The following is a 21,945-nucleotide window of genomic DNA, read 5'->3' on the forward strand; positions in this document are numbered from 1 at the left end:
CCTTCGTTGATGAATTTGAAATTTCACCTCTTCACTCGAATCCCCTCAGGAAGCACCGTCGACCACGGTAACAACGGCGCCAACGCCGCCTCATCCATCGGTAGTGTCTCGTCAAGTGGTGGAATTTCACCGTGCGTGTCTCATGTGTGACATGGTCGGCTTTGTGTTTTTCGCAAGTAAAAAGTGCAGAGAAACGACACGGATTTGTGCATAGGCACTGCAGTACAGAAGATTACGACCCACATTTCGCGCCCGTTTTTTGGGCTTGTGTTCACCCGACTTCGACACTTGGTAGTCATACAAAGTCCCACGAACCCATGGCCGACGCGGGTTCGTGGGACCTGTGGATAACTCGCGTAGTGTCTACAGCCCTCTTGCTCGAGGTTCTACCTTCAGGATCCTCGGTGGTTCCTTGATCCTCAAGGCTCGCAGGATCTCCCGCTGCGCCTCTGTCGTCTCTGTCCGCTGCACGACAATCCCTTCCAGCGTGCTCTTCGTCACCCGGTGCATCGCTTGCATGTGAGAGCGGATGTCTGACCATGTCCGCCCAGTTTGGACCTCCGCGATGCGCACCAACAACAAGGCCAGCCAGCAAAGCAGCACATGCGACCGAATGCGCTCGTCCTTCCGGTGATACATGGGACGGATGTCCGTAAGCGTAAACTGAGACCCACATGGCTTTCATCCTCTCGTCGCTTGAAAATGTCATCATCAAGCCACGGGAGGGTTCTTGTATGCGAGAGCACATGTCTCACCAGGAGCGTCGTGAGCTTTGGCGTGAACGTATCGCTGCCTTCTACGACAGCGGCCAGTCCGCCAGTCAGTTTTGCGCTGAGCACGGTCTGAAACCCCATCAGTTCTGGTACTGGCTTCGCCGACTACGAAACGAAACCGCACCTGGCACGCATGACACGACGTTCGTGTCGGTCGTGACAACCTCTTCACCTTCGGACGCAGGCCGTTCGCCCCTGACCCTGCGCATTGGTTCGGTCGAGATTGACGTCCGTCCCGGCTATGACGCGTCGACACTTGCTGAGCTCATTCGGCTCGTGATGCATGTTTGCTAGCCTTCGACTGGACTTCGGATCACCGCGTGTATCTCGCCTGTGGCGCCACAGACATGCGCAAATCCATTGACGGACTCGCCGCACTCGTTCAGGCGTCGTTTCAACTCGATCCGTTTTCGCCATGCCTGTTTGTCTTCTGCAATCGGCAACGGGACAAGCTCAAAATCTTGCACTGGTCGCACAACGGCTTTTGGCTGTACTATCGGCGCTTAGAGCGCGGTCGATTCGATTGGCCAGAGACAGGAGATGCCAAGACCATGGTGATCACACGGCGAGAGCTGAACTGGCTCCTGGATGGCCTGCCGCTCGAGCAGCCGAAAGCGCATCGAGCTGTGCATGTCCGTTCTGCGATTTAAGTAGGCCACCTCAGCAGGAATCGGATCTAGGCCGTCGAATGCTTAGGGCATGACGCAGGAGAACGGCACCATCCTCATGACCGAACAAGAATACGAAGCCCTTCAGCGAGAAAAGGAGCAATTGCGCCAACAGGTGGCCTACCTGGAGGAGCAGATCCATCTGCTCCGTCATCGTCTGTTTGGGGCTTCCAGTGAAAAGCGGCGCAAGACCCCGGCTGAGTCGGACAGCGTCCAGCTCCCGTTGTTCAACGAAGCCGAAGTCGAGGCGGACGCCCAACCTTCGGAAGAGACCGGGGAAGCCGATGCAGAAGTGACGTCGGAAGGCGTGGAGACGGAGACCATCACGTATGAGCGCCGGAAGCCTCGTGCGGCACGGGAGCGTGACGCCTGGCTGTATCAGGGCGAAGCAGACGAGGTCGTCGAATACCGACTGTCAGATGACGAGCGAGTCTGCTCGAAATGTGCGGGTGAGCTTCACGAGATGAGCCGTGAGATCACGCGACGCGTGAAAATCATCCCGGCGCAGATGAAAAAAGTCGAGTACGTGCGGTACGTGTACGCCTGCCGGCACTGTGAAGCGCAGGACGTGGAGACCCCTGTGGTGCGCGCGCCGATGCCGAGGCCGGTGCAGGCGAAGAGTCTCGCGACGCCAGAAGCGGTGGCATACGTGATGACGAAGAAGTTCGTCGACGGGATGCCATTGTACCGGCAAGAGCAACAGTTTGCGCGGCACGGGTATCCGCTGTCCCGCCAAACGCTGGCGAATTGGGTGGTGCACGCGGCGGAGACGTGGTTAGAGCCGCTCTATGCGAAACTTCGCCAAGTGCTCCTGGCTCAGCGCTATCTGCATGCGGACGAAACGACTCTGCAAGTGTTGCATGAAGCCGGGCGCGCGGCGCAGACCCAGTCGTACATGTGGGTGTACCGGAGCGGTATGGACGGACCGCCTATGGTCCTGTACGACTACCAGGAAACGCGGAGCGCGGAGCATCCGCGACGGTTCTTGGCAGGGTTTCAAGGGTATCTGCACGTGGATGGATACGCGGGCTATGAGGGCTTGCCGGATGTCACCCTTGTAGGATGTTGGGCACATGCGCGGCGAAAGTTTGACGAAGCCCTAAAGGCAGTGCCTCCCAAGGAGCGAAAGGGCAAGACGGCTGCCGAAGAAGGATTGTCGTATTGCAACGCGCTGTATGCGGTGGAGAAGAAGCTGAAGAACGCAAGCGCTGTCAACAGCGGATTAAAACTCCCCAAAAAAATCGCGCCCGATTCCCCAAAAACAGCGGATTCGATTCCCCAAAATCATCGCGATTCGTTCCCCACACATGTGTTCGCTTCGTCTCTTGTTGCCGAGAATCCGTGCGTAACGCCAGCTCGCAGCTTGTCTTTCATGCGGTAACTGTTGCCACGGATATTCACGGTCGTTGCATGATGCAACAAACGGTCGAGTAAGGCGGCGGCCAGGACCTGGTCGCCAAAGAGCGTTCCCCAATTCGTGAAACTCGTGTTGGACGTGATGAGCAACGACCCTCGCTCGTACCTCTCTGAGACCAGCCGGAAAAAGTTCGCGGCGTCGAGCGCGTCAAGAGGCAAGTAGCCCACCTCATCACAGATCAGAATCTTTGGCTGCGTATAGACTCGGAGCCGCCTGTCCAGCCGCCCTTCTTGGTAGGCTCGGCGTAAATCGCTCACGAGTTGGTAGTGTCTCGTCAAGTGGTGGAATTTCACCGTGCGTGTCTCATGTGTGACATGGTCGGCTTTGACCCTTGGGAACCTTATCGACCGCCTTCACGCTTCGTCAAGGGACGCTTCGCTCGCCCCTCGGGCGCCCTTGACGGAGCGCTCGCCGGTCGATTCTAAGTCGTTAGGGCCAAAGCCTCGATGTGCGTGGGTTAGCACCACCTCGCCTCATGTGTCTATTTTTGTAACAGGGCTGCCGCTGCGAGCTGGGGCTTGTTCGGTTTGAGCTTGGCCATCGACTCCAAGCTGAAGTACCGCCGTGCCACGAGCCACTCTTCGTGTTGCTCCTGCAAAATCGCGCCTGCCAGTCGCAACACCGCGTCCCGGTTGGGGAAGATGCCCACGACGTCCATCCGCCTCCGCATCTCCCGATTCAGGCGCTCCAGCGGATTGGTCGAGCAGATCTGTCGCCAGTGCTCGAAAGGCAACGCCATGAACGCCAACACATCGTCTTCCGCATCGGACAGGATATCCATCGCCTTCGGGAATCTCCCCTTCAGCTCGGCCACGACGCGCCGGAGTTGCTCGCGAGCCGCCTCTTGGGACGATTGCGCAAAGATGGTCCGGAGGATGGATGCGACCATCGCCTGCTCTTTCTTCGGCACCTGACTCAGCACGTTGCGCAGTGCGTGTACTTTGCATCGTTGCCAGGTTGCACCCGTGAGCACCTCGGCAATCGCCTGGCGCAAGCCCGCGTGCGCGTCGCTGACAACCAATCGCACGCCTCGAAGTCCACGTGCCTTCAGCTTCCGGAGAAAGTCCGTCCAAAATGCGCCATCCTCGCTCGTGCCGACGTCAAACCCAAGCACTTCTCGCTCGCCGGTGTCCGTGACCCCGATCGCAATCACCAAGGCCATGCTCTGCACGCGACCGCCTTCCCGAACCTTCGGGAAGGTAGCGTCGAGCCACACGTACGGATACTCATGTTCCAGCGGCCGTTCTTTGAACTGTTGCACGACCTCGTCCATCTGCTGACACAGACGGGAAACTTCACTTTTGCTGATGCCCTCCAGCCCCAGGGCTCGCACTAGGTCGTCAACCTTGCGGGTGCTCACGCCCTTCACATATGCTTCCTGGATGACAGCCGCCAACGCTTGCTCCGCTCGTCTCCTGGGCTCGAGCAACGAAGGGAAGAAGCTGCCTTGGCGAAGTTTCGGGATCTTCAGGTCTACGGTTCCAAGGCGTGTATCCCACGTGCGGGAGCGCGAACCGTTTCGTTGCGTGACACGGCTTTCGGTTCGTTCATAGCGTTCAGCTCCGATTTTCTCCGCTGCTTCCGCGTCGATCATGAATTGGGCGATCAGTCGCATGAGCTCACGTAAGACGTCGATGTGATCCTCATCTTGCATCTTGCGAATCCATTCCAAAACTGCGAAACTGTTGAGCGAAGCCATCGTGCGTACCTCCTACTTTTGGTGTTGGTCACACTTCAGTAGACACGCACGGTGGCTTCGTCGTCAATTGGGGTCGACCGATTTTACACCACTACTTGAGACTCTAACCCGCGCCATATCAAGGGTGCTGTCAAACTTAATGAGACTTTTTGGGACGATGTTCACAAGGACTTGTTGTTCTAATGGCTTGCTTTCACTCTTAAACGATGAGAAAATAGAGGATAAAGTGTGTTGTGAATTAACGTCCACAACATTTCCAGCGCGAAATAAGCCATAGCCAAACTCGATACTGTAAAAATCCCGCGAAGCAACTTTTCACCGATAAATTTACGTGACCATGCTACCAACGCCGAAATACCTATACACCAAGCAAATGCTCCCACAGAAAAACCGAGGAATAAAAACAACAGTTTATCCATCAACGGCATATCTGCGATATGTGTAGCAAATCCACCACCAATACCACCCCAGAAGGCAATGCCAAACGGGTTAGCTAACGAAAAAATGATTCCCGTAATAAAGTCCCGCTGTTCCTTCTTACTACTGTCCAATTTCAAATCAATTGACTTGCGAGCGTCCAGGAATGACAACCATGCCATTCGAAGCAAAAAGGTTACTCCTGCGATGCCCAGAATAATCTGTACGGGCAAAAAATGAAATACAAGTGCAACTCCCGTCAAGCCAATAATTGCCCACATCAAATCCCCTCCTGAATCCGTGACAGGGCCGATGGAAAGAGGCTGATGTGTGTTCTCGCAAGCCCCTTCACTGCGATTTCACGGATGTACATTCAATTTTCTTAGGGATTGTGAATATCGGTTGGAGCCAGTGCGGCGAAAAGGCAGATGTCCCCCCTGGACTCGTGAATGGTTGGGTTCGGTTTCCATGTCAGGTCATATGCAGTGTCTTTGCTCGACACAGTTCACGTTACGCAAAGGCCAAGTACAATCGCCGAAATGCCGGGAGCCATCGATTCCCGTACCCCAATTTCAGCTTGGTCTGTCTGGCGTGTCGCACCATCTTCGCAGCCAGTGTCATCAGGTTCTGAATCACAGTCCGGATCCGGCGACGTTCTGCCTTTTTTCGTAGCGGCGCATCATTTCGCTTCAGACTCTCCTGGCCGATCACTCGCAGCAGATTGTACGCCACGCATACAAAGTGCAATACCAAGTTGTTCGTGGCGAATTTACCCGAGGGCAGCCGCTCGGCGTCCAGATCCGTCTTGATTTCGCTGTGGAACTGTTCCATCACGGCGTGGTCGTGATACAGGCGAATGATCACAGCCGGGTCATCCGGCAGTGAGGTCCAGTAGGCGCTGACCTCAATGTCCGGTACCAATAAGATTTGGCCGTCGGCCGTCATGGTCCGTTCGATAACTTCGAACACCATGCGAACTGGTTCGGATACACCCTTGACGGGACACATCAGCGAACCATGATATACCTTCTTGCCGGGACGAGGTTCATGACATGTCCCGTGTCGCTGGGCAATCACAAGCCAGGCCTCGGGGCTCTCCTTTCGCAAGTTGCGCTTGATGATGAACTCGGCCCTGCTGTCCTGGGAGCGACACACGGCGATGTTTTCTGCACTGTCATTGCCGGCATCCAGACGAACCAGAAGCGGGAGGTCCGTCACCTGCCTTGCATACTGAATACTCTCCCGCAGGAAAGTCGACGTGCCCTTTTGTACGTGGGTACTGCCTTCACGCAACTGGACATTGACCACGTAGCCCTCTTGGCCAAGGTAAGCAAAGATGGGAGCATATCCGTCGTGCCCCTTGTATGTACGGGACACGCCTTCCTTCTTCGTGCCGGAATTATCAAAGGGACTGACGTCGATATCCAGCGGGATGTAAGTTCGACGCTCTGCAGGCACGCCCAGTTCAATCGGATGCAGAGTTACATCGAGGGCTCTCAGGAGCCTTGCGGACTCTTCCCGGAGAATGGACTCCCAGCCGGATTTTCCGGCAACCATGTCCAAACGCTGGCGCAGCGTCGGGCTCGAAGGCACGTTGTCTACTTGCAGTGCGATCATGAAAAACTCGTCATCTCGAAACGCTTCGATGTGGTCGAAGTCGGTCTTGCCTTGGCAAAGCAGCCCGATGTATGAGTATGCCACGTCCCGGTTTGAAATATCCGGTTTGCCCATACCAGGCAGGCGGGTCTGATTCAACCGCTCGCCGATTCTGGTTTTATCAAGCAACACGCCGACAAGGGTCATTCCCGAATGCGTGACGATGACTTCATCGGATTCTTCAATGATGAAACGCAAGTGGTTCACCCCGATGGTGAAGAGGGATTGAATACAGCCGATATCCGAACTATCTCAATTCTACAGGACCAACCACGAGCGCTTCAGCAATTTTCGCACCTACTCGTCACGGATTCAGGATCCCCTAATAAGGCTCCAAGTTGCACCAAAAACGCTGGGACAAAACCTCTCTGTAATCCCCTGCGTAATGCTTCGGTATTCACTGCTCCAGGAGCCGCACTGTAAACAAAGCCAAGTACACATGCTGTGATGAGTAAAGCTATCATCTGTAAACCCCTTTCTCAGCAACGATAGCGGAAGAACACCGTCTCTCCCTTGTTCTTATGGCTACGCCTCGTTCCACTTTTAATAGAGTGCACTCGATGGCTTTCTCGTCAACATCAAGCCTCAGAATTTACACCACCAATTGAGACTTTAACGCTGCACGAATGCATGATGTTGTGGCTTCTCCTTCCATACACGATGAATACGAGTACATGGATGGCGTAAACGAGGTACTTGAGCGACGCGGAGTATCCATTAATAAACAGGCGAACCGGGGCTCTCCCGGTCCGCCTCTCGTCTTCATTCCACCGTCACGCTCTTCGCCAGGTTCCGCGGCTTGTCGACGTCGTTGCCCCGCGCCACCGCGGCGTAGTACGCCAGCAGTTGCAGCGGAATCACCGCCGCCACGGGCGCGAGGAGCGGCATCGTCTTGGGCAAATAGATCACTTCGTCCACCGTCTTCTCGAGGTCCTCGTTGCCCACCCACGTGAGCCCGAGGACGAACGCGCCGCGCGCCTTCACCTCGACGATGTTCGACAGCGTCTTTTCATACAGTTCCGGCTGCATCGCGAGCGCAATGACCGGCACGCCATCCGTGATGAGCGCCAGCGTCCCGTGCTTCAGTTCGCCCGCCGCGTACGCCTCTGCGTGAATGTAGGAGATTTCCTTGAGCTTCAGCGCGCCTTCGAGCGACACCGCGTAGTCGATGCCGCGCCCGATGAAGAACGTGTCGTGCGCATCCTTGTAGCGCTTCGCAAACGACTCAATTTGCGGCGCCGTGTCCAGCACCTGCTCCACGACCTGGGGCAGATTGTCGAGCGCCGCCAGCACCTCGCGCGCCTTCTCCTCCGCGAGCGTGCCGCGGCTCAATCCGAACCGCACGGCCAACAGATAAAGCGCCACGAGCTGTGTGGTATACGCCTTCGTCGAAGCCACGGCGATCTCCGGCCCCGCCCACGTGATGATGGTGCAGTCCGCCTCGCGCGCGGCCGAGCTGCCGACCACGTTCGTGATGGCCACCACGCGCACGCCGCGCTTCTTCATCTCCCGCATCGCTGCGAGCGTGTCCGCCGTCTCACCCGACTGCGTGATGGCGATGACCAGCGTGTGGTCCGTCACGATGGGATCGGAATACCGGTATTCGGACGCAATCTCCACGTTGACGGGAATACGCGCGAACGCCTCGATGGCGGCCTTACCCACGAGGCCCGCGTGCCACGACGTGCCGCATGCGACGATGTGAATCCGGTCGATGGCCCGGATGTCCTCATCCTCAAGGCCGAGTTCCGGAAGCTCCACGCGGCTGAGATCCTCCGACACCCGGCCGCGAAGCGTATCCCGAACCGCGCGCGGCTGCTCGTGGATCTCCTTCAGCATGAAGTGGGGATAACCCCCGCGCTCCGCGCTGACGGCGTCCCAGGTGACGTGATACACCTCTTTCTTCACAGGCTCGCCGTCCATCGTGAAGCACTCGACGCCGTCGCGCCGCAGGACGGCCATTTCGCCGTCCTCCATCACGTAGATGTCGCGCGTATATTCGAGAATGGCCGGGATGTCCGACGCCACAAAGTTCTCCTTCTCGCCGAGACCGATGATCATCGGGCTTGCGCGGCGAATGGCGACGATCTCGTCCGGGTGGTCCTTCGCCATGACGACGAGCGCATACGCGCCGCGGATCCGCTTGCCGACCGCGATCATGGTCTCGAACAGATCGCCGTTATACATCTCTTCAATGAGGTGCGCCACGACCTCCGTGTCGGTCTCGGACCGGAACTCGTGCCCGAGCGCCACGAGCTCTTCGCGCAGCGAGAGATAATTCTCCACAATGCCGTTGTGCACGATGGCGAATCGGCCGCTGCAGTCCTGATGCGGATGCGCGTTCTCGTCCGACGGCTTGCCGTGCGTCGCCCACCGCGTGTGGCCGATGGCGATGTGGCCCGAGATGGGCATCTCCGCGAGCTTTTCTTCCAGATTCGACAGGCGGCCCACCGCCTTCACAATCCGGATGTTCCCGTCCGCCAGCGCAGCCACGCCGGCCGAATCATAGCCTCGATATTCGAGCTTCGCCAAGCCGCCGACGACGACGTCTTTGACATTCCTTGGGCCGATATAGCCGACGATTCCACACATGAAGCAGGTATCCTCCTTCATCCGATCTGCTCGCCTCTGTCCCACCGGTCGCCCGATGGATTTCAGGCTTCGCTTGCGGCGCGATCGGATTGGCGCCGGGAGGCATCCGCCGAATCTTTCGCCGACCTCCTCCGCGTCAACTCGGCCACAGCCGAGTCCAGGCGCTTGACATGCGCTGCGTATAAGATTCACAGCCGCATGTGACATTCTACGAGAAAACGCCCATCGGGTTCCTCGCCTGGCATCCCTCCCTTCAGTGGACCTCACATAGGGTCACGCGCCGAGTTCGCACTGGATGACCTGCACAATCTCGCCCACCACGCGGCGCAAGAGCTTCTCGTCGAGCCCCTCCACCATGACGCGCACCAGGTTCTCGGTCCCCGACTCGCGCACGAGCACGCGCCCGCTCTCACCGAGTTCGGCCTCTGCCCTGCGCAGCGCGTCCTGGATGGCCGCGTTCTCACGCCAGGCGCTCTTGTCGCGCACGCGCACGTTCTCCAAGATCTGCGGGTAGCGGGTCATGACGCGGGACAGTTCGGACAGCCGCTTGCCGCTCTCCATCATGGTCTCCACCAGCTTGACGGCTGTCAGCATGCCATCGCCCGTGGTGGTGTGATCGAGCAGGATGATGTGCCCGCTCTGCTCGCCGCCGAGCGACGCGCCCTCCTCCCGCATCCGCTCCATGACGTACCGATCTCCCACGGCCGTGCGCAGCACGGTGATGCCGAGATCGCTCATGGCTTTGACAAAGCCGAGATTGGACATGACGGTAGCGACGACCTTATCTCCGCGCAACTCTCCTTCCTTCATGGCGCGCGCGAGAATGGCCATAATGAAGTCGCCGTCCGCCACCTCGCCGTTCTCGTCCACCGCGATGCACCGATCCGCATCCCCGTCGAACGCGAGCCCCACGTCCGCGCCGTGCTGCAGCACCGCGCGCTGCACGATATGCGGATGCGTCGAACCGCAGTCCACGTTGATGTTCACGCCGTCCGGGTTCGCGTGGATGACCATGACGTCCGCGCCGAGCCGCCGGAACACCTCGGGCGCGATGAACGATGCCGCGCCATTCGCGCAGTCGAGCACGACCTTGAGCCCGTCAAACCGCACGCGGGCGGCCTGCACCAGAAAGCGGATGTACGCCTCCGTCGCAGGCTCGTCGTACATCCGGCCCACGCCGTCGCCAATGGGGCGCGGCAGCGTATCGGTTTCTTCGGCCAACAGGGCCTCCATTCGCTCCTCCATCTCGTCCAGGAGTTTAAATCCGTCGCCGCCAAAAAACTTGATGCCGTTGTCGGCCACGGGATTGTGCGACGCCGAGATCATCACGCCTGCATCCGCCCGAAGAAGCCGCGTGAGATACGCCACGCCAGGCGTGGAGATGACGCCGAGCCGGAGCGCGTCCACGCCCATCGATAAAATCCCGCTCACCAGTGCGGTTTCCAACATGTCACCGGAAATCCGGGTGTCCTTGCCGACGACGATGCGCGATCCCGGCCGGCGCGCCGTCAGCACATAGGCGCCGACTCGCCCCAGCCGGAACGCGAGCTCCGGCGTGAGCTCCTGATTCGCTACGCCGCGCACGCCGTCTGTGCCAAACCACCTGCCCATAAGTGCACGCTCCTCTCCCACAACGCAAACATTGTGCCACAGAAGGCGGTCCGTGCAAAGATGAAGTCTTTGGCGGGTCACGGCATAGCCTGCACCGTAGCGGTGCGCGCAGAGATGCTCACCGCAGACAGCCCCGCGGGCAGGTGAACCTGGATGGGCAACGCGGCCGTGCCGCGGCTCATGCCAGACGCGTCTACGTACGCCTGAACCTCGCTCGCGTCCTTCTCGACGGCCTGGACGGCCGACTGCGCGCCCGTCACCGTGACCGTCACCGTCCGCGGCCCAATCAGGCGGACGCCCGTCGCCCCCGTGATGGTCACCGGGATGTTCGACAGCGTCGCCATCGCCGAGGGCTCCACGTCGATCACGGCCGTCACCGCCGCGGGCGACACGCTCGTCATCCCCGGGAGGAGCGGAATGGGAACCGACACCGCCGTCGACTTGGCGAGTCCTGTCACATCAACGGGCACGCGCAGTCCGCCTCGCGGAAGCTGACCCGCCGGCAGCCCCTGTTCCACGGCGCTCGACGGTTCCAGGCGTACCGACGCGATGGCGTAGCCCGCCGCCGGATTTCCCGTCACCGCAGGTGCCAGGGTCACGGTCTGGCTGGCCGAGGTCACCGGCAGCGTCACCGCAATGGCAGACGGCGTCACGGTCACACCCGGCACCGCCTTGCCCGCGCCATCTAACGGCAGAAGATCCACGAGTTTCGTCTCCGTCTGCGAAAGTCCGCTCGCGTCCACCACGCCCGCCACTTCCGCGACCGACTGCACGCTCGATGCGGCACCCGAGATCTCGACCACGCCCGAGCCGAGCTGTGGCTTGCCGAGCACGTAGCCCTGGCTGGGCACTCCCACGACGCTCAGCCGAATGGGCCGCTCCACAGTGACCTTGGGCTCGAGGGTGACCGTGATGGTGGCTGGCGTGAGCGTATAACTGCGCACGCTGGCCGGCATGTTGAGGGCTGCCACATGCAGCGTGTACGTGCCAGGGCCCAGATCCTGCGCATTCGCGACGATCTCGGCCTTCATCATATCGCTCGCCAGCGTCGGCAGGCGCAGGAGCGTGGTGGTCACCCGAGCCGTGACCGTCGGCACCTGGGACACCAGCACCTCATCCGCCGAGGTCTCCACGCGTACAGGCAGTTCGAACGACTCCGTGACGCCCGTCGAGGCCGGCTGGTTACCGCTCTGCTCGGCATGAACCGCCAGCCATAAGATGCACGCGAGCACGAGCGCGATGATCCGAAGCGCCACGTTGTTATTGAGCAGCCGGTCCATCATCGCGACTCCGCCTTTCGATTCCAGAAAGAAAGCGCACTCGTCTTCTGCGGGACGAGCAGCTTCATTAAAAGTTCGTTGAGCGCTTCCTCGTCGAGATGGCCGTGCATCACGCCATCCACGCAGACGGATACCTGCCCCGTCTCCTCCGACACAATGACGCTCACCCCGTCAGACTGTTCGGTGATGCCGAGCCCCGCGCGGTGCCTCGTGCCGAGTTGCTTGTCCAGGTTGCGGTTCTCTGTCAGCGGCAGCACGCATCCCGCAGCCATGATCTGCGTACCCCGCACAATTACGGCCCCGTCGTGCAGCGGCGTGTTGGGGATAAACAAGTTGATGAACAACTCCGTGCTGACGCGCGCCTCCAGGCGCGTTCCCGTCTCAATGTATTCGTTCAGGCCCGTCTGGCGCTCGATGACGATGAGCGCCCCCGTTTTCGTCTTCGCGAGCACCTGACAGGCCTTGACGATTTCGTTCACCGTATGCACCATGTTCGGCTCCTCATGCAGGAGGAGATTGAAATTCCACAGGCTTCCGCGCCCGAGTTGCTCGAGCGCGCGCCGCAGTTCCGGCTGAAAGACGACGGGAATCGCAAACAACCCAATTTCGATGATGCGATTCAGAAGCCAGTTCGAGGCGGACAGGTTCAGCAAACTCGAGACCATGGTCACGACCACGACGACAATGACACCTTTCAGGAGCTGTACGGCCCGAGTGCCGCGAATGAGGAGCAACAGGTAGTAAATCATAAAGGCCACGAACAGGATGTCAATGACGTCCTTGAAGCCAAAGTCCCGGATTGCCGCGAACCACGCATCCATACAAAGCCCCCTGCCCGTCGGGGAGTCTCGTTCCCATTGTTTCCTACCCGCGGCCCCGAGTCAAGACAGCCTCTGCCAACCGCTCATTCACGCTCGCCACGCAGCCCGCCTGCGCGTGGCCCTCGCGCGTTCCTTCGATCGCGCCCGCTGCAGCGCGCGAAAAAACGCCTTCGCGAGGGCCTCATGCCCCTCATCTGTGGGATGAATCGGATTGCGGAACAGCCGCAGATCCCGGAACTGCCCGCTCCGGTAGTGCTCGACGTAGTCCGGCTCGTGCCCTCGAAACGCCTTGTACGTCTCCACCACCACGAGCCCGTGTCTGAGCGCGATCCGGCGGACGCGATCGTTATACTCCTGCGTCACCTCCTCCGCCAAGGCGAAATTGGGAAAGGGATTGTAGAGCGTCGCAATGCCGAACGTGCTGTGCGGACGTTTGCACCACTCCACGAGGCGTTCGACGTCCTCCTCACAGCGTCGCATGACGTCCTGGATAAGGTCGGCGCGCCGCGTGAGAATGGCGGGCGCGCTTCGCAGGAGATCGTTCCCGCCAATCATAAGGGTGACGATCTCGGCTTCCTCGACGATACAGGGCGGGAGATCCTGAAGCGATTTGAACAGCTGCCGCGCGGTCCAGCCGGGCTTCGCCTGAATGTGTAGCGTTGTGCGAACCTGGCGGGCAAAGCGGGCGCGCAGGCGCTCCGCAAATCTTTTCTCTGGCGCACTCGCCCCGTAGCCATATGTAATGGAGTCGCCGAGCGCGAGCATCAGCATAGTCATCGCCTCCTGGGTGAGTCGCTGATCGTAAGCTATGGGCTTACCCCGCGATTGGTCACAAGAGGCGCCCACGTGCCAATGGCGAGATCGCATAGGAGGTGTGGCTGCTGCAAACACTGCAGGCAGAATCCAAAGGGAGGTTGGCCAATGCGGAGCTTCTGGCATCGACTTCGGATGGGCGTGGTTGCGATGACGGCGGCATGCGTGTGTGCGCTCTCCTGCATGAGTCTCCAAGCCGAGTCGGTACGCGCCGCCGACACGAAGGCTCAGGCCCCGAAGGCCGTGTATAAGGTGGACACGAACGAAAAAGTGGTGGCCCTGACCTTTGACATCTCCTGGGGGCATCGCACGCCCGAGCCGGTCTTGGAGACGCTGAAGAAATGCGGCGTGACGAAGGCGACGTTCTTTCTGAGCGGGCCGTGGACGATGCACCATCCCGAGATCGCCAAGAAGATCAAGGCCATGGGGTATGAAATCGGGAGCCACGGCTACCTGCACAAGGACTATTCGAATTACCCGGATTCCTGGATCCGAGAACAGGCCATGCTCGCAGACAAGGCCATTCAGCAGGTCACGGGCGTCAAACCGAAACTGTTCCGGACGCCGAACGGCGACCTCAATCCGCGAGTCATTCGCTGCCTCACGAGCATGGGCTACACGGTGGTGCAGTGGAACACCGACTCGCTCGACTGGAAGAACCCAGGCGTGGACGCGATTGTCAACCGCGTGACGAAGCGGGTGGTGCCGGGCGACATTGTGCTGATGCACGCGAGCGACTCGTCGAAGCAGATTGTGGAGGCGCTGCCGCGGATCGTGGAAAACCTGCGCCAGCAGGGGTATCGGTTCGTGACGGTGTCCGAGCTCCTCGCGGGCGCCAACGTGCAGTCGAAGGTGCAGTGACCGGTTGGGGGCCATCGCGGCCGCCTGGGATAGGTCGCCGGTCCGAGTCGCATACTGACGGTAAACCGGGTGTTGAGGAGGGGCTTGGCGTGAACAGCAGGCTTGCGCGCCTCGTGGCAATCGGGCTCGCGGCTCTCGCCGTCACTGGCTGTGGCATGAACGCCGGGGCTGACGTGAGCGCAAGCGGAGAGGGCGGGGGCGGGAACTACACACAGACGAAACAGATGGTCGTGGACATCCTGAATTCCAAGGAAGGCCAACAGGCGCTCTTGGACACCCTGAAAAATCCGGAGTTCAAGAACCAGCTTATCGCTTCCCCTGACGAGGTAAAACAGGCGCTCACGGACTTCATTCAGTCGAAACAGACCCAGACCTTTCTGACCGAGGCAGCCAAGGACCCGCAGTTCGCGGCGGCGCTCGCCAAGGCCGCGCAGCCCGAACTCAAGGACACCGTCGAGAGCCTGATGAAAGACCCGAACTTCCAGCAGGACATGCTGGTGCTCCTGCAGTCGAACGAGTTCATGAAGTCCCTGCAGACGATGATGCAGGGGCCTGAGTTCCGATCCGAACTGCAGAAGGTGATCCTCCAGACCCTCGCCTCGCCGACGTTCCAGGTCCAGTTCCAGCAGACCGTGCAGGACGCGGTGCAGAAGGCGATGCAGGCCGGACAGGCCACGGCAGGGGGACAAGGCCAGGGCGAAAAGGGCGGATCGGAGAAGTCGAACAATTCGTCGGAGGAGTCGGGATCGTCCTCGTGATGAAGGTTGAACAGGGGACAAAGGAAAACGGCACAAAGGCGTCGAGCCATATCCCGGCTTGGCGCGTTTGTGCCGTTTCACATGGATACCCGGCTTCGCATGGACGCCGCGCGCGTGCGGGTCGTCACGCCCGCAGCTCGCGATCTTGATCGAGGCCCATGGCCTCCGCGACGCGATCGGCCAACTTGGCGAAGACCTGGCCGTGCAAAGAGTCGGCGGAAAAGATCCCCGCGCGCTCCTTCTCCTGATTGGCAATCGGAATCTCAGCGAGGAGGGTGGTGTTGAGCGCCGCAGCCACGCGTTCGCCACCGCCCCGTCCAAACAGGTACGCGGTCTCCCCGCACGAGTCGCACACGAAGTAGGCCATGTTTTCGACCACGCCGATGACCTGGTGGTTCGTGCGCACGCCCATCAGGCCCGCGCGCACCGCCACCTCCGCCGCGGCAGCCTGCGGAGTGGTGACGATGAGCTGCTTGCTCTGCGGCAGAAGCGTGTGCACATCCAGCGCCACATCCCCTGTGCCGGGGGGCAGGTCCAGCAGTACGATGTCCACCTCGCCCCAGTGAACTTGCCCGAAGAAGCTGCGCAGCATCTTGCCCAGCATCGGACCGCGCCACACGACGGGCGTGTTCTCAGGCACGAAGAACTGCATGGACATGATCTTCACGCCCTCAGCCTGTACGGGCATGATGAGATCCTCAATGGTCGCTGGCTTCACGCCCTCAATGCCGAAGATCACCGGAATGCTGAAGCCGTAGATGTCCGCGTCGATGAGCGCCACCCGATAGCCCTTTCGCGCAAGGGCTACGGCCAGGTTGGCGGTCACGGTGGACTTGCCGACGCCTCCCTTGCCAGAGGCGATGGCGAGGAACTGGCGCCCCTGCTGGCGCAAGATGGGTGGCAGCTCCGCCTGCTGCGCTTCGGCGTTCGCACGTCCCATGCCGCGCACCTTGGCGGCGAACTGCGCGCGCTGTTCGTCCGTCATGTGACCCACGCGTACCTCAATCTCGGTCACACCGTCGAGTTGCGACAGACGCTCCCGGATCTCCCGTTCAATGACGTTCGATAGCGGGCAACCGCGGATGGTAAGCAGCACGTCCACGGTGACCTTGCCGCCTTCGATCTCGACCGACGGCACCATATCCAACTCCACGATACTGCGGCCGACCTCCGGATCCTTCACGTCCCGGAGCGCTTCGATGACCTGCTCGCGAGTCACCATCTATCGAAAAACCTCCTTGTCCGTACACACCTCGAAAAACACACGCGACGCTGCGTTTAGTGTACATCATCAGGCGGGGGAAACCAAACGCGCGGAGACGACCTGGTAAGCGTTCACACCTTGGTCCAGCCAGTTGATGACGTAGCGGGGCCGCGGCTGTTTTTGTCCCACGAACCATGCAGACCAGCCGGGATCGAGCGCGTAAGGCGGATGGGCAAGCGGGCGGATCGGCACGGACGACGGGGGCTGCACGCCGATGTAGAGAAGAGGCAAGAGATCCCCCTCCCAGCTCCGGATGACGAGGTGCTGGAGGACGATGGCGGATCGATTGGTCAGGATGTAGACAGGGCGCCCTTCCCAGTCGAAGGGCGCCCGTTTGAGCACGAGCGGAAGCGCATGGCCAGACGATGTCTCCGCGCGAGCGGCGGAGGCTGGGCGCCCGACGAAGTCGGCGACCAAGGGCGACCAAGCCATGAGACCGAGTCCCCCGATGGCTATGGCCACGAGCCCTACCCATCTTCGCCGCCGCAAGCTTACCCCTCCCGTGCGCTGCGTTCAGCCGCCGTCTTCCGGCACCTGCTGAGCGGCCGGATCGCTGAAGTAGCGGACCAAGGCTTGGTACATGGCGAAGGCCACGCGCTCCTGATACGCCTCCGTGGTGAGCGCGCGCGCCTCCTCTGGGTTTGACACAAATCCGATTTCCGCCAAGACGGTCGGCCCTTCAATTCGCTTGAGCAAAAACAGCGTCCGATTCGACTGCACGTCGCGGTGCGTTGGCAGCAACTCCGATCTGAACGTCTCCTGCATGACGGTCGCGAGCTGCTTGGCGTGTGGATTGGTCTTCAGGTACAGGACCTGAGCGCCGCGCCAGTCGGGAGATGGTGCGCTGTTGCAGTGAATCGAAACAAAGGCGTCGACGCGCTGGCGGCGAACCACATTCAACCGGCCGCGAAGATCGCCCAGATGGCGCTGTCTCATGGCGCGATCGCGCTCTGTAGCGAGATCCGTATCCGTACTCCTCGTCATGACGACCATGGCGCCGCCCTGTTGCAGGTAGCGCGCGAGCTTAAGTGCCACCGAGAGGGTGATGTCCTTCTCCTCAATGCCGCCGACACCGCGCGCCCCGGAGTCGCGGCCGCCATGGCCAGGATCCACGACAATGACTTTGCCCTGGATGCCGGTCGCTTGTATCCCTGGATTCACCCTATGCTGAAGCGGACGAAACCATGCCGCCCGCGCATCCTGTACAGGTACCGCGAGAGAGGTCGCCCCCACGAGCATCGCCATCGCGGCGAACGCGAGCGGCACGTGCCTGTGCTTCCCGTGCATGATCATGCCCCCTCCGGCGCAACATGCTGCCCTCAGTGTGCGCAGCAAGGCGCCAGATCATGAGGCGCGGCCCTCGTGGAAGGGTAGGCCAGCTATGCGATGCGCAAGCGCAGTGGCGACCTGGGACGCGCGACGCCGTCAAACCGCAAAAAGGCTGTCCCCATCCCCGTGACACCGGGACAGGAACAGCCTTTCCAACACAACGCGCCGCCGCGTGTCGCAATTCAGCGCTTCGAGAACTGCGGTGCACGACGGGCAGCCTTGAGCCCGTATTTCTTGCGCTCCTTCATACGCGCATCGCGAGTCAGGAGTCCTGCACGCTTGAGCGTCGGGCGCAGATTCGGATCCACTTTCAGCAGCGCGCGAGCGATGCCGTGACGGATGGCACCCGCCTGACCGGAGATCCCCCCGCCGCGCACGTTCACGTACACGTCGTACTGGCCCATTGTATCCGTGAGCAACAGCGGTTGCTTGACAATCAGCTTGAGCGACTCGAGCCCGAAGTACTCGTCCATCGGCCGCTTGTTCACCACAATCTTGCCGTCGCCCGGAAGAAGGCGCACGCGAGCGACGGAGGTCTTGCGACGGCCCACAGCCCAGTATTGAACGCTTGCCAAGTTGCAGCCCCTCCTTTACTCCCGCGTCTCGCCGGGTACGAACGGAATCGGTTTTTGCGCCGCATGCGGATGCTCAGGTCCCGCATAGATGTGCAGCTTTTTCAATTGACGACGGCCGAGCGAGTTGTGCGGCAACATGCCGCGGACAGCGTAGTACAGCACGCGCTCCGGATGCGTGTTCAACAGGGTTCGCGCCGTCGTAACCTTGAGACCGCCCGGGTAACCGGAGTGGCGGTAATACTTCTTTTGATCCAGCTTGCGGCCCGTGAACACAACCTTGTCTGCATTCACGACGATGACAAAATCGCCCGTGTCAACATGAGGCGTGAACTCCGGCTTATGCTTGCCTCGCAAAATCATTGCAATCTGCGTCGCCAAGCGGCCCACGCGCCAGCCCGTGGCATCAATGACGTACCACTTGCGCTCGACCGAGCCGGGCTTCGCCATGTATGTCGTACGCATCAACGTTCCCTCCGAACGATGCAATTTGACCTACCGATGGAACGGGGGAATCGAGTGGGTCAAATACCTGCACAATTTTATTATAAATCGGCATCCAGATCAATGACTTTCCCGCCGTACTCTGGCGGATACTCCACGTTCCACAGACACAAACCGTGCGGCGGCGCCGTCTCGCCGGCCAGCCGCCTGTCCCGGGCCTCTAAGATGACGGGAATGCGATCCGGCCTCTCCTTGCCACGGCCGACCTTGACCAGGGTGCCGACCAAGATCCGCACCATGTATTGCAAGAATCCGTTCCCCTCGAATTCGATGTGGAGGCGCGATCCGTCCCGCAGGAACTCGATGCGATCGATCCGGCGCACCTTATCCCGCTGGGGCGCCTCGGCCGCACAGAACGAGGTGAAGTCGTGCTCACCCAGGAGATAACACGCCGCCTCTTGCATCGCGGCGAGATCGAGCGGTTCTGGATGATGCCAGCTGAATCGGTACCAGTAGAGGCTCGGCAGACGGGCCAAATCCAGCGTGTACCGGTAGGTCTTTCGGACGACGGAAAAGCGGGCGTGGAACCGCTCGTCCACCTCGTCGGCATCTCGGGGCAGCAAATCCGCAGGCAGGCGCCGGCGCAAGACGTGCACCATGCGGTCCGCAGTCGGGCCATAGGGCAGGTCAAAGTGCACGACCTGAGCGCGCGCGTGCACGCCCCTGTCCGTCCGGCCCGAGCCTTCGACCGGGATCTCCACGCCAAGCATGCGGCGCAGCTCGTCTTCCAGCACGCCTTGCACCGTGCGAAGCCCTTCTTGACGGGCAAAGCCGTGGAAGCCCGACCCGTCATAGCCCAACACGAGTCGTATGCGGCGCCCACGGCTCACACGCCCCACCCTCACACGAGTTCGATCACGACCATCGGCGCAGCGTCACCGCGGCGCGGGCCCACCTTCACGATGCGCGTGTACCCGCCGTTGCGGTCCTTGTAACGCAGCGCGATGTCTCCAAACAGCTTCTGAATGGCGTCCGGTCCCTCGCCGAGCGGCGACAGCTTTTCACGCCGCACGTAACGGGCCACCAAGCGGCGCGAATGCAGGTCCCCGCGCTTCGCCAGCGTGATCATTTTCTCCGCGATGGAGCGCAGTTCCTTGGCCTTGGCTTCGGTGGTCTGAATGCGCTCGTAGAGGAACAGATCCGTCACAAGGCTGCGAAACAGCGCCTTGCGGCTCGAAGAGGTCCGATTCAACTTGCGATATGCCATGCGTCTCCCTCCCTTGCTGCGAATCGCTCAGTCGTCCTTGCGCAAGCTAAGCCCAAGGGCATGCAACTTCTCGACCACTTCCTCAAGCGATTTCCGGCCGAGGTTGCGGACCTTCATCATCTCTTCTTCCGACTTCGCGCAGAGCTCCGCCACCGTGTTGATGCCCGCGCGCTTCAGGCAGTTGTACGAGCGCACCGACAGGTCTAGCTCCTCAATCGGCATGTCGAGGATCTTGTCGTTGTGCGCGTTCTCCTTTTCGACCATGAGATCCGTGTCCCGCGCCCGATCCGTCAGACCGACAAACAGCATCAAGTGTTCCGTCAGAATCTTTGCTCCGATCGAGACCGCCTCGTCCGGCGCCACGCTTCCGTCCGTCCACACCTCGAGCGTGAGTTTGTCGTAGTCCGTGATCTGACCCACGCGCGTGTTCTCCACAGAGAAGTTCACGCGCGAGATGGGCGAGTACAGCGAGTCGATGGGAATGAGCCCAATCTCCTGCTCCTCCGGCTTGTTGCGGTGTGCCGGCACGTATCCGCGCCCCCGGCCGGCGCGCATCTCCATGTAGATGCGCGCGCCCTCGGTCAGCGTCGCGATGTGCAGGTCAGGATTCATGATGTCGACGTCCGAATCCGCGCGGATGTCGCCAGCCGTCACCACTCCCGGGCCCACGGCGTCGATGATCAGCGTCTTCTCCTCGTCGGAATGAATTTTCAACGAGAGCCGTTTGAGATTGAGAATGATCTCGGTGACATCCTCGACGACTCCAGGAATCGTGGAGAACTCGTGCAGCACGCCCTCAATTTTCACCGACCGCACCGCTGCCCCCGGGATAGAAGACAACAGGATGCGGCGCAGTGAGTTGCCGAGCGTCGTCCCGTAGCCGCGCTCCAGCGGTTCGCACACGAACTTCCCGTAGTCGCCGGTTTGCTCCACAATCTCGATCCGCGGCTTCTCTATCTCGATCATTCCTAATCCTCCTTGGGAGTGGTACTCGTCGACGCTCGGAGCTGGCTAGACGATCCAGCGTTCACCCCGCATTAACGAGAGTAGAACTCGACGATCTGCTGCTCCTGCACCGGGGCGTCGATCTCGTCGCGCGCAGGGCGGCGCAAAACCTTCGCCGTCCAGTTTTCGGCGTCGAGCTCGAGCCAAGCCGGGATGGTGCGGCTCGGAATGAGTTCGGCGAGTTCCTTCAGGCGGGCGTTGTCGCGGCTCTTCTCGCGAACCGACACGACGTCGCCCTCCTTCACCAGGAACGAAGGAATGTCTACACGCCGGCCGTTCACCTGAATGTGACCATGGCGCACCAACTGGCGAGCCTCCGCGCGGGACGCCGCAAAGCCAAGCCGGTACACGACATTATCCAGGCGGCTCTCGAGCAGCTGGAGCAACGTCTCACCTGTCACCCCGCGACGGCGAGCGGCCTCCTCGTAATAACGTTCAAATTGGTTCTCCAGCACCCCGTAGTAACGGCGAGCCTTTTGCTTCTCCCGCAGCTGCATGCCGTATTCCGTGGTGCGCTTGCGACCTTGTCCATGTTGTCCCGGTGCGTACGGCCGCTTGTCGACAGCGCACTTCTCGCTGAAGCATCGCTCACCTTTCAGGTAGAGCTTGATGCCCTCGCGGCGGCACAGACGGCACACGGGCCCTGTATACCTTGCCATTCTAGGATGGACACCTCCAATAGTTGTTATACCTGGTCA

General features: G+C 60.5%; 21 protein-coding genes and 3 pseudogenes. 5 read left to right on the forward strand and 19 right to left on the reverse strand.

The window, feature by feature from the left end; all coding sequences use genetic code 11:
* Window positions 1–363 precede the first annotated feature (363 nt).
* A pseudogene (locus tag TC41_RS13840) lies at window positions 364–660 on the reverse strand (IS1634 family transposase); the annotation flags it as partial.
* 86 nt (window positions 661–746) lie between these two features.
* On the opposite strand from TC41_RS13840, the gene tnpA reads away from it, so the two are divergent.
* From tnpA to tnpC, 3 genes and pseudogenes are all read left to right on the forward strand, one after another.
* Window positions 747–1,067 carry an IS66 family insertion sequence element accessory protein TnpA gene (gene tnpA / locus TC41_RS13845; protein WP_014463249.1) on the forward strand — a complete coding sequence of 107 codons (321 nt, stop codon included), beginning with the start codon at window positions 747–749 and terminating at the stop codon, window positions 1,065–1,067.
* Window positions 1,068–1,120: 53 nt separating this feature from the next.
* Window positions 1,121–1,423 carry an IS66 family insertion sequence element accessory protein TnpB gene (gene tnpB, locus TC41_RS13850; protein WP_049784400.1) on the forward strand — a complete coding sequence of 101 codons (303 nt, stop codon included), beginning with the start codon at window positions 1,121–1,123 and terminating at the stop codon, window positions 1,421–1,423.
* A 49-nt stretch (window positions 1,424–1,472) separates the two neighbouring features.
* Window positions 1,473–2,648 (forward strand): annotated as a pseudogene (gene tnpC / locus TC41_RS13855) (IS66 family transposase); the annotation flags it as partial.
* 77 nt (window positions 2,649–2,725) lie between these two features.
* Here the strand turns inward: tnpC and TC41_RS16050 are convergent.
* The 9 genes and pseudogenes from TC41_RS16050 to TC41_RS13895 all read right to left on the reverse strand — a co-directional run.
* Window positions 2,726–3,121: pseudogene (locus TC41_RS16050) on the reverse strand (ATP-binding protein); the annotation flags it as partial.
* A gap of 218 nt (window positions 3,122–3,339) precedes the next feature.
* Window positions 3,340–4,557, reverse strand: a complete 1,218-nt coding sequence (locus tag TC41_RS13860) for an IS256 family transposase (RefSeq protein WP_014465698.1) — start codon at window positions 4,555–4,557, stop codon at window positions 3,340–3,342.
* A gap of 179 nt (window positions 4,558–4,736) precedes the next feature.
* Window positions 4,737–5,255 (reverse strand): LysE family transporter, encoded by a 519-nt coding sequence (locus TC41_RS15480; protein WP_049784388.1) that lies wholly within the window; start codon window positions 5,253–5,255, stop codon window positions 4,737–4,739.
* 229 nt (window positions 5,256–5,484) lie between these two features.
* Window positions 5,485–6,837, reverse strand: coding sequence for an IS1380 family transposase (locus TC41_RS13870; protein ID WP_014463112.1), 1,353 nt, complete (start codon window positions 6,835–6,837; stop codon window positions 5,485–5,487).
* 555 nt (window positions 6,838–7,392) lie between these two features.
* Window positions 7,393–9,222: a glutamine--fructose-6-phosphate transaminase (isomerizing) gene (gene glmS / locus TC41_RS13875; protein ID WP_041695506.1), complete on the reverse strand. Its 1,830-nt coding sequence runs from the start codon at window positions 9,220–9,222 to the stop codon at window positions 7,393–7,395.
* Between the two features lie 273 nt (window positions 9,223–9,495).
* Complete coding sequence (gene glmM, locus TC41_RS13880) at window positions 9,496–10,833, reverse strand: phosphoglucosamine mutase (protein ID WP_014465700.1); 1,338 nt, start codon at window positions 10,831–10,833, stop codon at window positions 9,496–9,498.
* Window positions 10,834–10,910: 77 nt separating this feature from the next.
* Window positions 10,911–12,116, reverse strand: a complete 1,206-nt coding sequence (locus tag TC41_RS13885) for a CdaR family protein (protein WP_014465701.1) — start codon at window positions 12,114–12,116, stop codon at window positions 10,911–10,913.
* The gene (cdaA, locus tag TC41_RS13890) at window positions 12,113–12,934 is read right to left on the reverse strand and encodes a diadenylate cyclase CdaA (protein WP_014465702.1); all 822 of its coding nucleotides are present in this window, start codon (window positions 12,932–12,934) and stop codon (window positions 12,113–12,115) included. Before cdaA ends, TC41_RS13885 begins: the two co-directional genes overlap by 4 nt.
* Before the next feature lie 87 nt (window positions 12,935–13,021).
* Window positions 13,022–13,705 carry an SGNH/GDSL hydrolase family protein gene (locus TC41_RS13895; protein WP_014465703.1) on the reverse strand — a complete coding sequence of 228 codons (684 nt, stop codon included), beginning with the start codon at window positions 13,703–13,705 and terminating at the stop codon, window positions 13,022–13,024.
* A 150-nt stretch (window positions 13,706–13,855) separates the two neighbouring features.
* On the opposite strand from TC41_RS13895, the gene pdaB reads away from it, so the two are divergent.
* Together pdaB and gerD are read left to right on the forward strand one after the other, a co-directional pair.
* Complete coding sequence (gene pdaB, locus TC41_RS13900) at window positions 13,856–14,608, forward strand: polysaccharide deacetylase family sporulation protein PdaB (RefSeq protein WP_014465704.1); 753 nt, start codon at window positions 13,856–13,858, stop codon at window positions 14,606–14,608.
* An 89-nt stretch (window positions 14,609–14,697) separates the two neighbouring features.
* Window positions 14,698–15,366, forward strand: coding sequence for a spore germination lipoprotein GerD (gene gerD, locus TC41_RS13905; protein ID WP_014465705.1), 669 nt, complete (start codon window positions 14,698–14,700; stop codon window positions 15,364–15,366).
* Between the two features lie 124 nt (window positions 15,367–15,490).
* Here gerD and TC41_RS13910 read toward each other — a convergent pair whose 3' ends face one another.
* The 9 genes from TC41_RS13910 to rpsD form a co-directional block, all read right to left on the reverse strand.
* Entirely contained in the window at window positions 15,491–16,588 is a 1,098-nt protein-coding gene (locus TC41_RS13910) for an Mrp/NBP35 family ATP-binding protein (protein ID WP_014465706.1), read from the reverse strand.
* 69 nt (window positions 16,589–16,657) lie between these two features.
* Window positions 16,658–17,119, reverse strand: coding sequence for a hypothetical protein (locus tag TC41_RS13915; protein ID WP_148260223.1), 462 nt, complete (start codon window positions 17,117–17,119; stop codon window positions 16,658–16,660).
* Between the two features lie 24 nt (window positions 17,120–17,143).
* On the reverse strand, window positions 17,144–17,917 hold the full coding sequence (locus TC41_RS13920; protein WP_041695953.1) for an N-acetylmuramoyl-L-alanine amidase: 774 nt from the start codon (window positions 17,915–17,917) through the stop codon (window positions 17,144–17,146).
* A gap of 224 nt (window positions 17,918–18,141) precedes the next feature.
* Window positions 18,142–18,534 (reverse strand): 30S ribosomal protein S9, encoded by a 393-nt coding sequence (rpsI, locus tag TC41_RS13925; RefSeq protein WP_014465709.1) that lies wholly within the window; start codon window positions 18,532–18,534, stop codon window positions 18,142–18,144.
* 15 nt (window positions 18,535–18,549) lie between these two features.
* A complete protein-coding gene (rplM, locus tag TC41_RS13930) occupies window positions 18,550–18,996 on the reverse strand; it encodes a 50S ribosomal protein L13 (RefSeq protein ID WP_041695507.1) in 447 nt (148 codons plus the stop codon).
* 80 nt (window positions 18,997–19,076) lie between these two features.
* Complete coding sequence (gene truA, locus TC41_RS13935) at window positions 19,077–19,865, reverse strand: tRNA pseudouridine(38-40) synthase TruA (protein WP_041695508.1); 789 nt, start codon at window positions 19,863–19,865, stop codon at window positions 19,077–19,079.
* 11 nt (window positions 19,866–19,876) lie between these two features.
* Window positions 19,877–20,242, reverse strand: a complete 366-nt coding sequence (gene rplQ / locus TC41_RS13940) for a 50S ribosomal protein L17 (protein ID WP_008339728.1) — start codon at window positions 20,240–20,242, stop codon at window positions 19,877–19,879.
* Between the two features lie 27 nt (window positions 20,243–20,269).
* Window positions 20,270–21,208, reverse strand: coding sequence for a DNA-directed RNA polymerase subunit alpha (locus TC41_RS13945; protein WP_008339730.1), 939 nt, complete (start codon window positions 21,206–21,208; stop codon window positions 20,270–20,272).
* A 71-nt stretch (window positions 21,209–21,279) separates the two neighbouring features.
* A complete protein-coding gene (rpsD, locus tag TC41_RS13950) occupies window positions 21,280–21,906 on the reverse strand; it encodes a 30S ribosomal protein S4 (RefSeq protein ID WP_012811918.1) in 627 nt (208 codons plus the stop codon).
* Window positions 21,907–21,945 lie beyond the last annotated feature (39 nt).

Origin of the sequence: Alicyclobacillus acidocaldarius subsp. acidocaldarius Tc-4-1 (assembly GCF_000219875.1) — a bacterium.
Classification (GTDB): Bacteria; Bacillota; Bacilli; order Alicyclobacillales; family Alicyclobacillaceae; genus Alicyclobacillus; species Alicyclobacillus acidocaldarius_A.

Coding starts and splice junctions, on each gene's coding strand:
- tnpA (WP_014463249.1), top strand. CDS start 747: ATGTCTCACCAGGAGCGTCGTGAGCTTTGGCGTGAACGTATCGCTGCC.
- tnpB (WP_049784400.1), top strand. CDS start 1,121: ATGCGCAAATCCATTGACGGACTCGCCGCACTCGTTCAGGCGTCGTTT.
- TC41_RS13860 (WP_014465698.1), bottom strand. CDS start 4,557: ATGGCTTCGCTCAACAGTTTCGCAGTTTTGGAATGGATTCGCAAGATG.
- TC41_RS15480 (WP_049784388.1), bottom strand. CDS start 5,255: ATGTGGGCAATTATTGGCTTGACGGGAGTTGCACTTGTATTTCATTTT.
- glmS (WP_041695506.1), bottom strand. CDS start 9,222: ATGTGTGGAATCGTCGGCTATATCGGCCCAAGGAATGTCAAAGACGTC.
- glmM (WP_014465700.1), bottom strand. CDS start 10,833: ATGGGCAGGTGGTTTGGCACAGACGGCGTGCGCGGCGTAGCGAATCAG.
- TC41_RS13885 (WP_014465701.1), bottom strand. CDS start 12,116: ATGATGGACCGGCTGCTCAATAACAACGTGGCGCTTCGGATCATCGCG.
- cdaA (WP_014465702.1), bottom strand. CDS start 12,934: ATGGATGCGTGGTTCGCGGCAATCCGGGACTTTGGCTTCAAGGACGTC.
- TC41_RS13895 (WP_014465703.1), bottom strand. CDS start 13,705: ATGCTGATGCTCGCGCTCGGCGACTCCATTACATATGGCTACGGGGCG.
- pdaB (WP_014465704.1), top strand. CDS start 13,856: ATGCGGAGCTTCTGGCATCGACTTCGGATGGGCGTGGTTGCGATGACG.
- TC41_RS13910 (WP_014465706.1), bottom strand. CDS start 16,588: ATGGTGACTCGCGAGCAGGTCATCGAAGCGCTCCGGGACGTGAAGGAT.
- TC41_RS13920 (WP_041695953.1), bottom strand. CDS start 17,917: ATGCACGGGAAGCACAGGCACGTGCCGCTCGCGTTCGCCGCGATGGCG.
- rplM (WP_041695507.1), bottom strand. CDS start 18,996: ATGCGTACGACATACATGGCGAAGCCCGGCTCGGTCGAGCGCAAGTGG.
- rplQ (WP_008339728.1), bottom strand. CDS start 20,242: ATGGCATATCGCAAGTTGAATCGGACCTCTTCGAGCCGCAAGGCGCTG.
- TC41_RS13945 (WP_008339730.1), bottom strand. CDS start 21,208: ATGATCGAGATAGAGAAGCCGCGGATCGAGATTGTGGAGCAAACCGGC.
- rpsD (WP_012811918.1), bottom strand. CDS start 21,906: ATGGCAAGGTATACAGGGCCCGTGTGCCGTCTGTGCCGCCGCGAGGGC.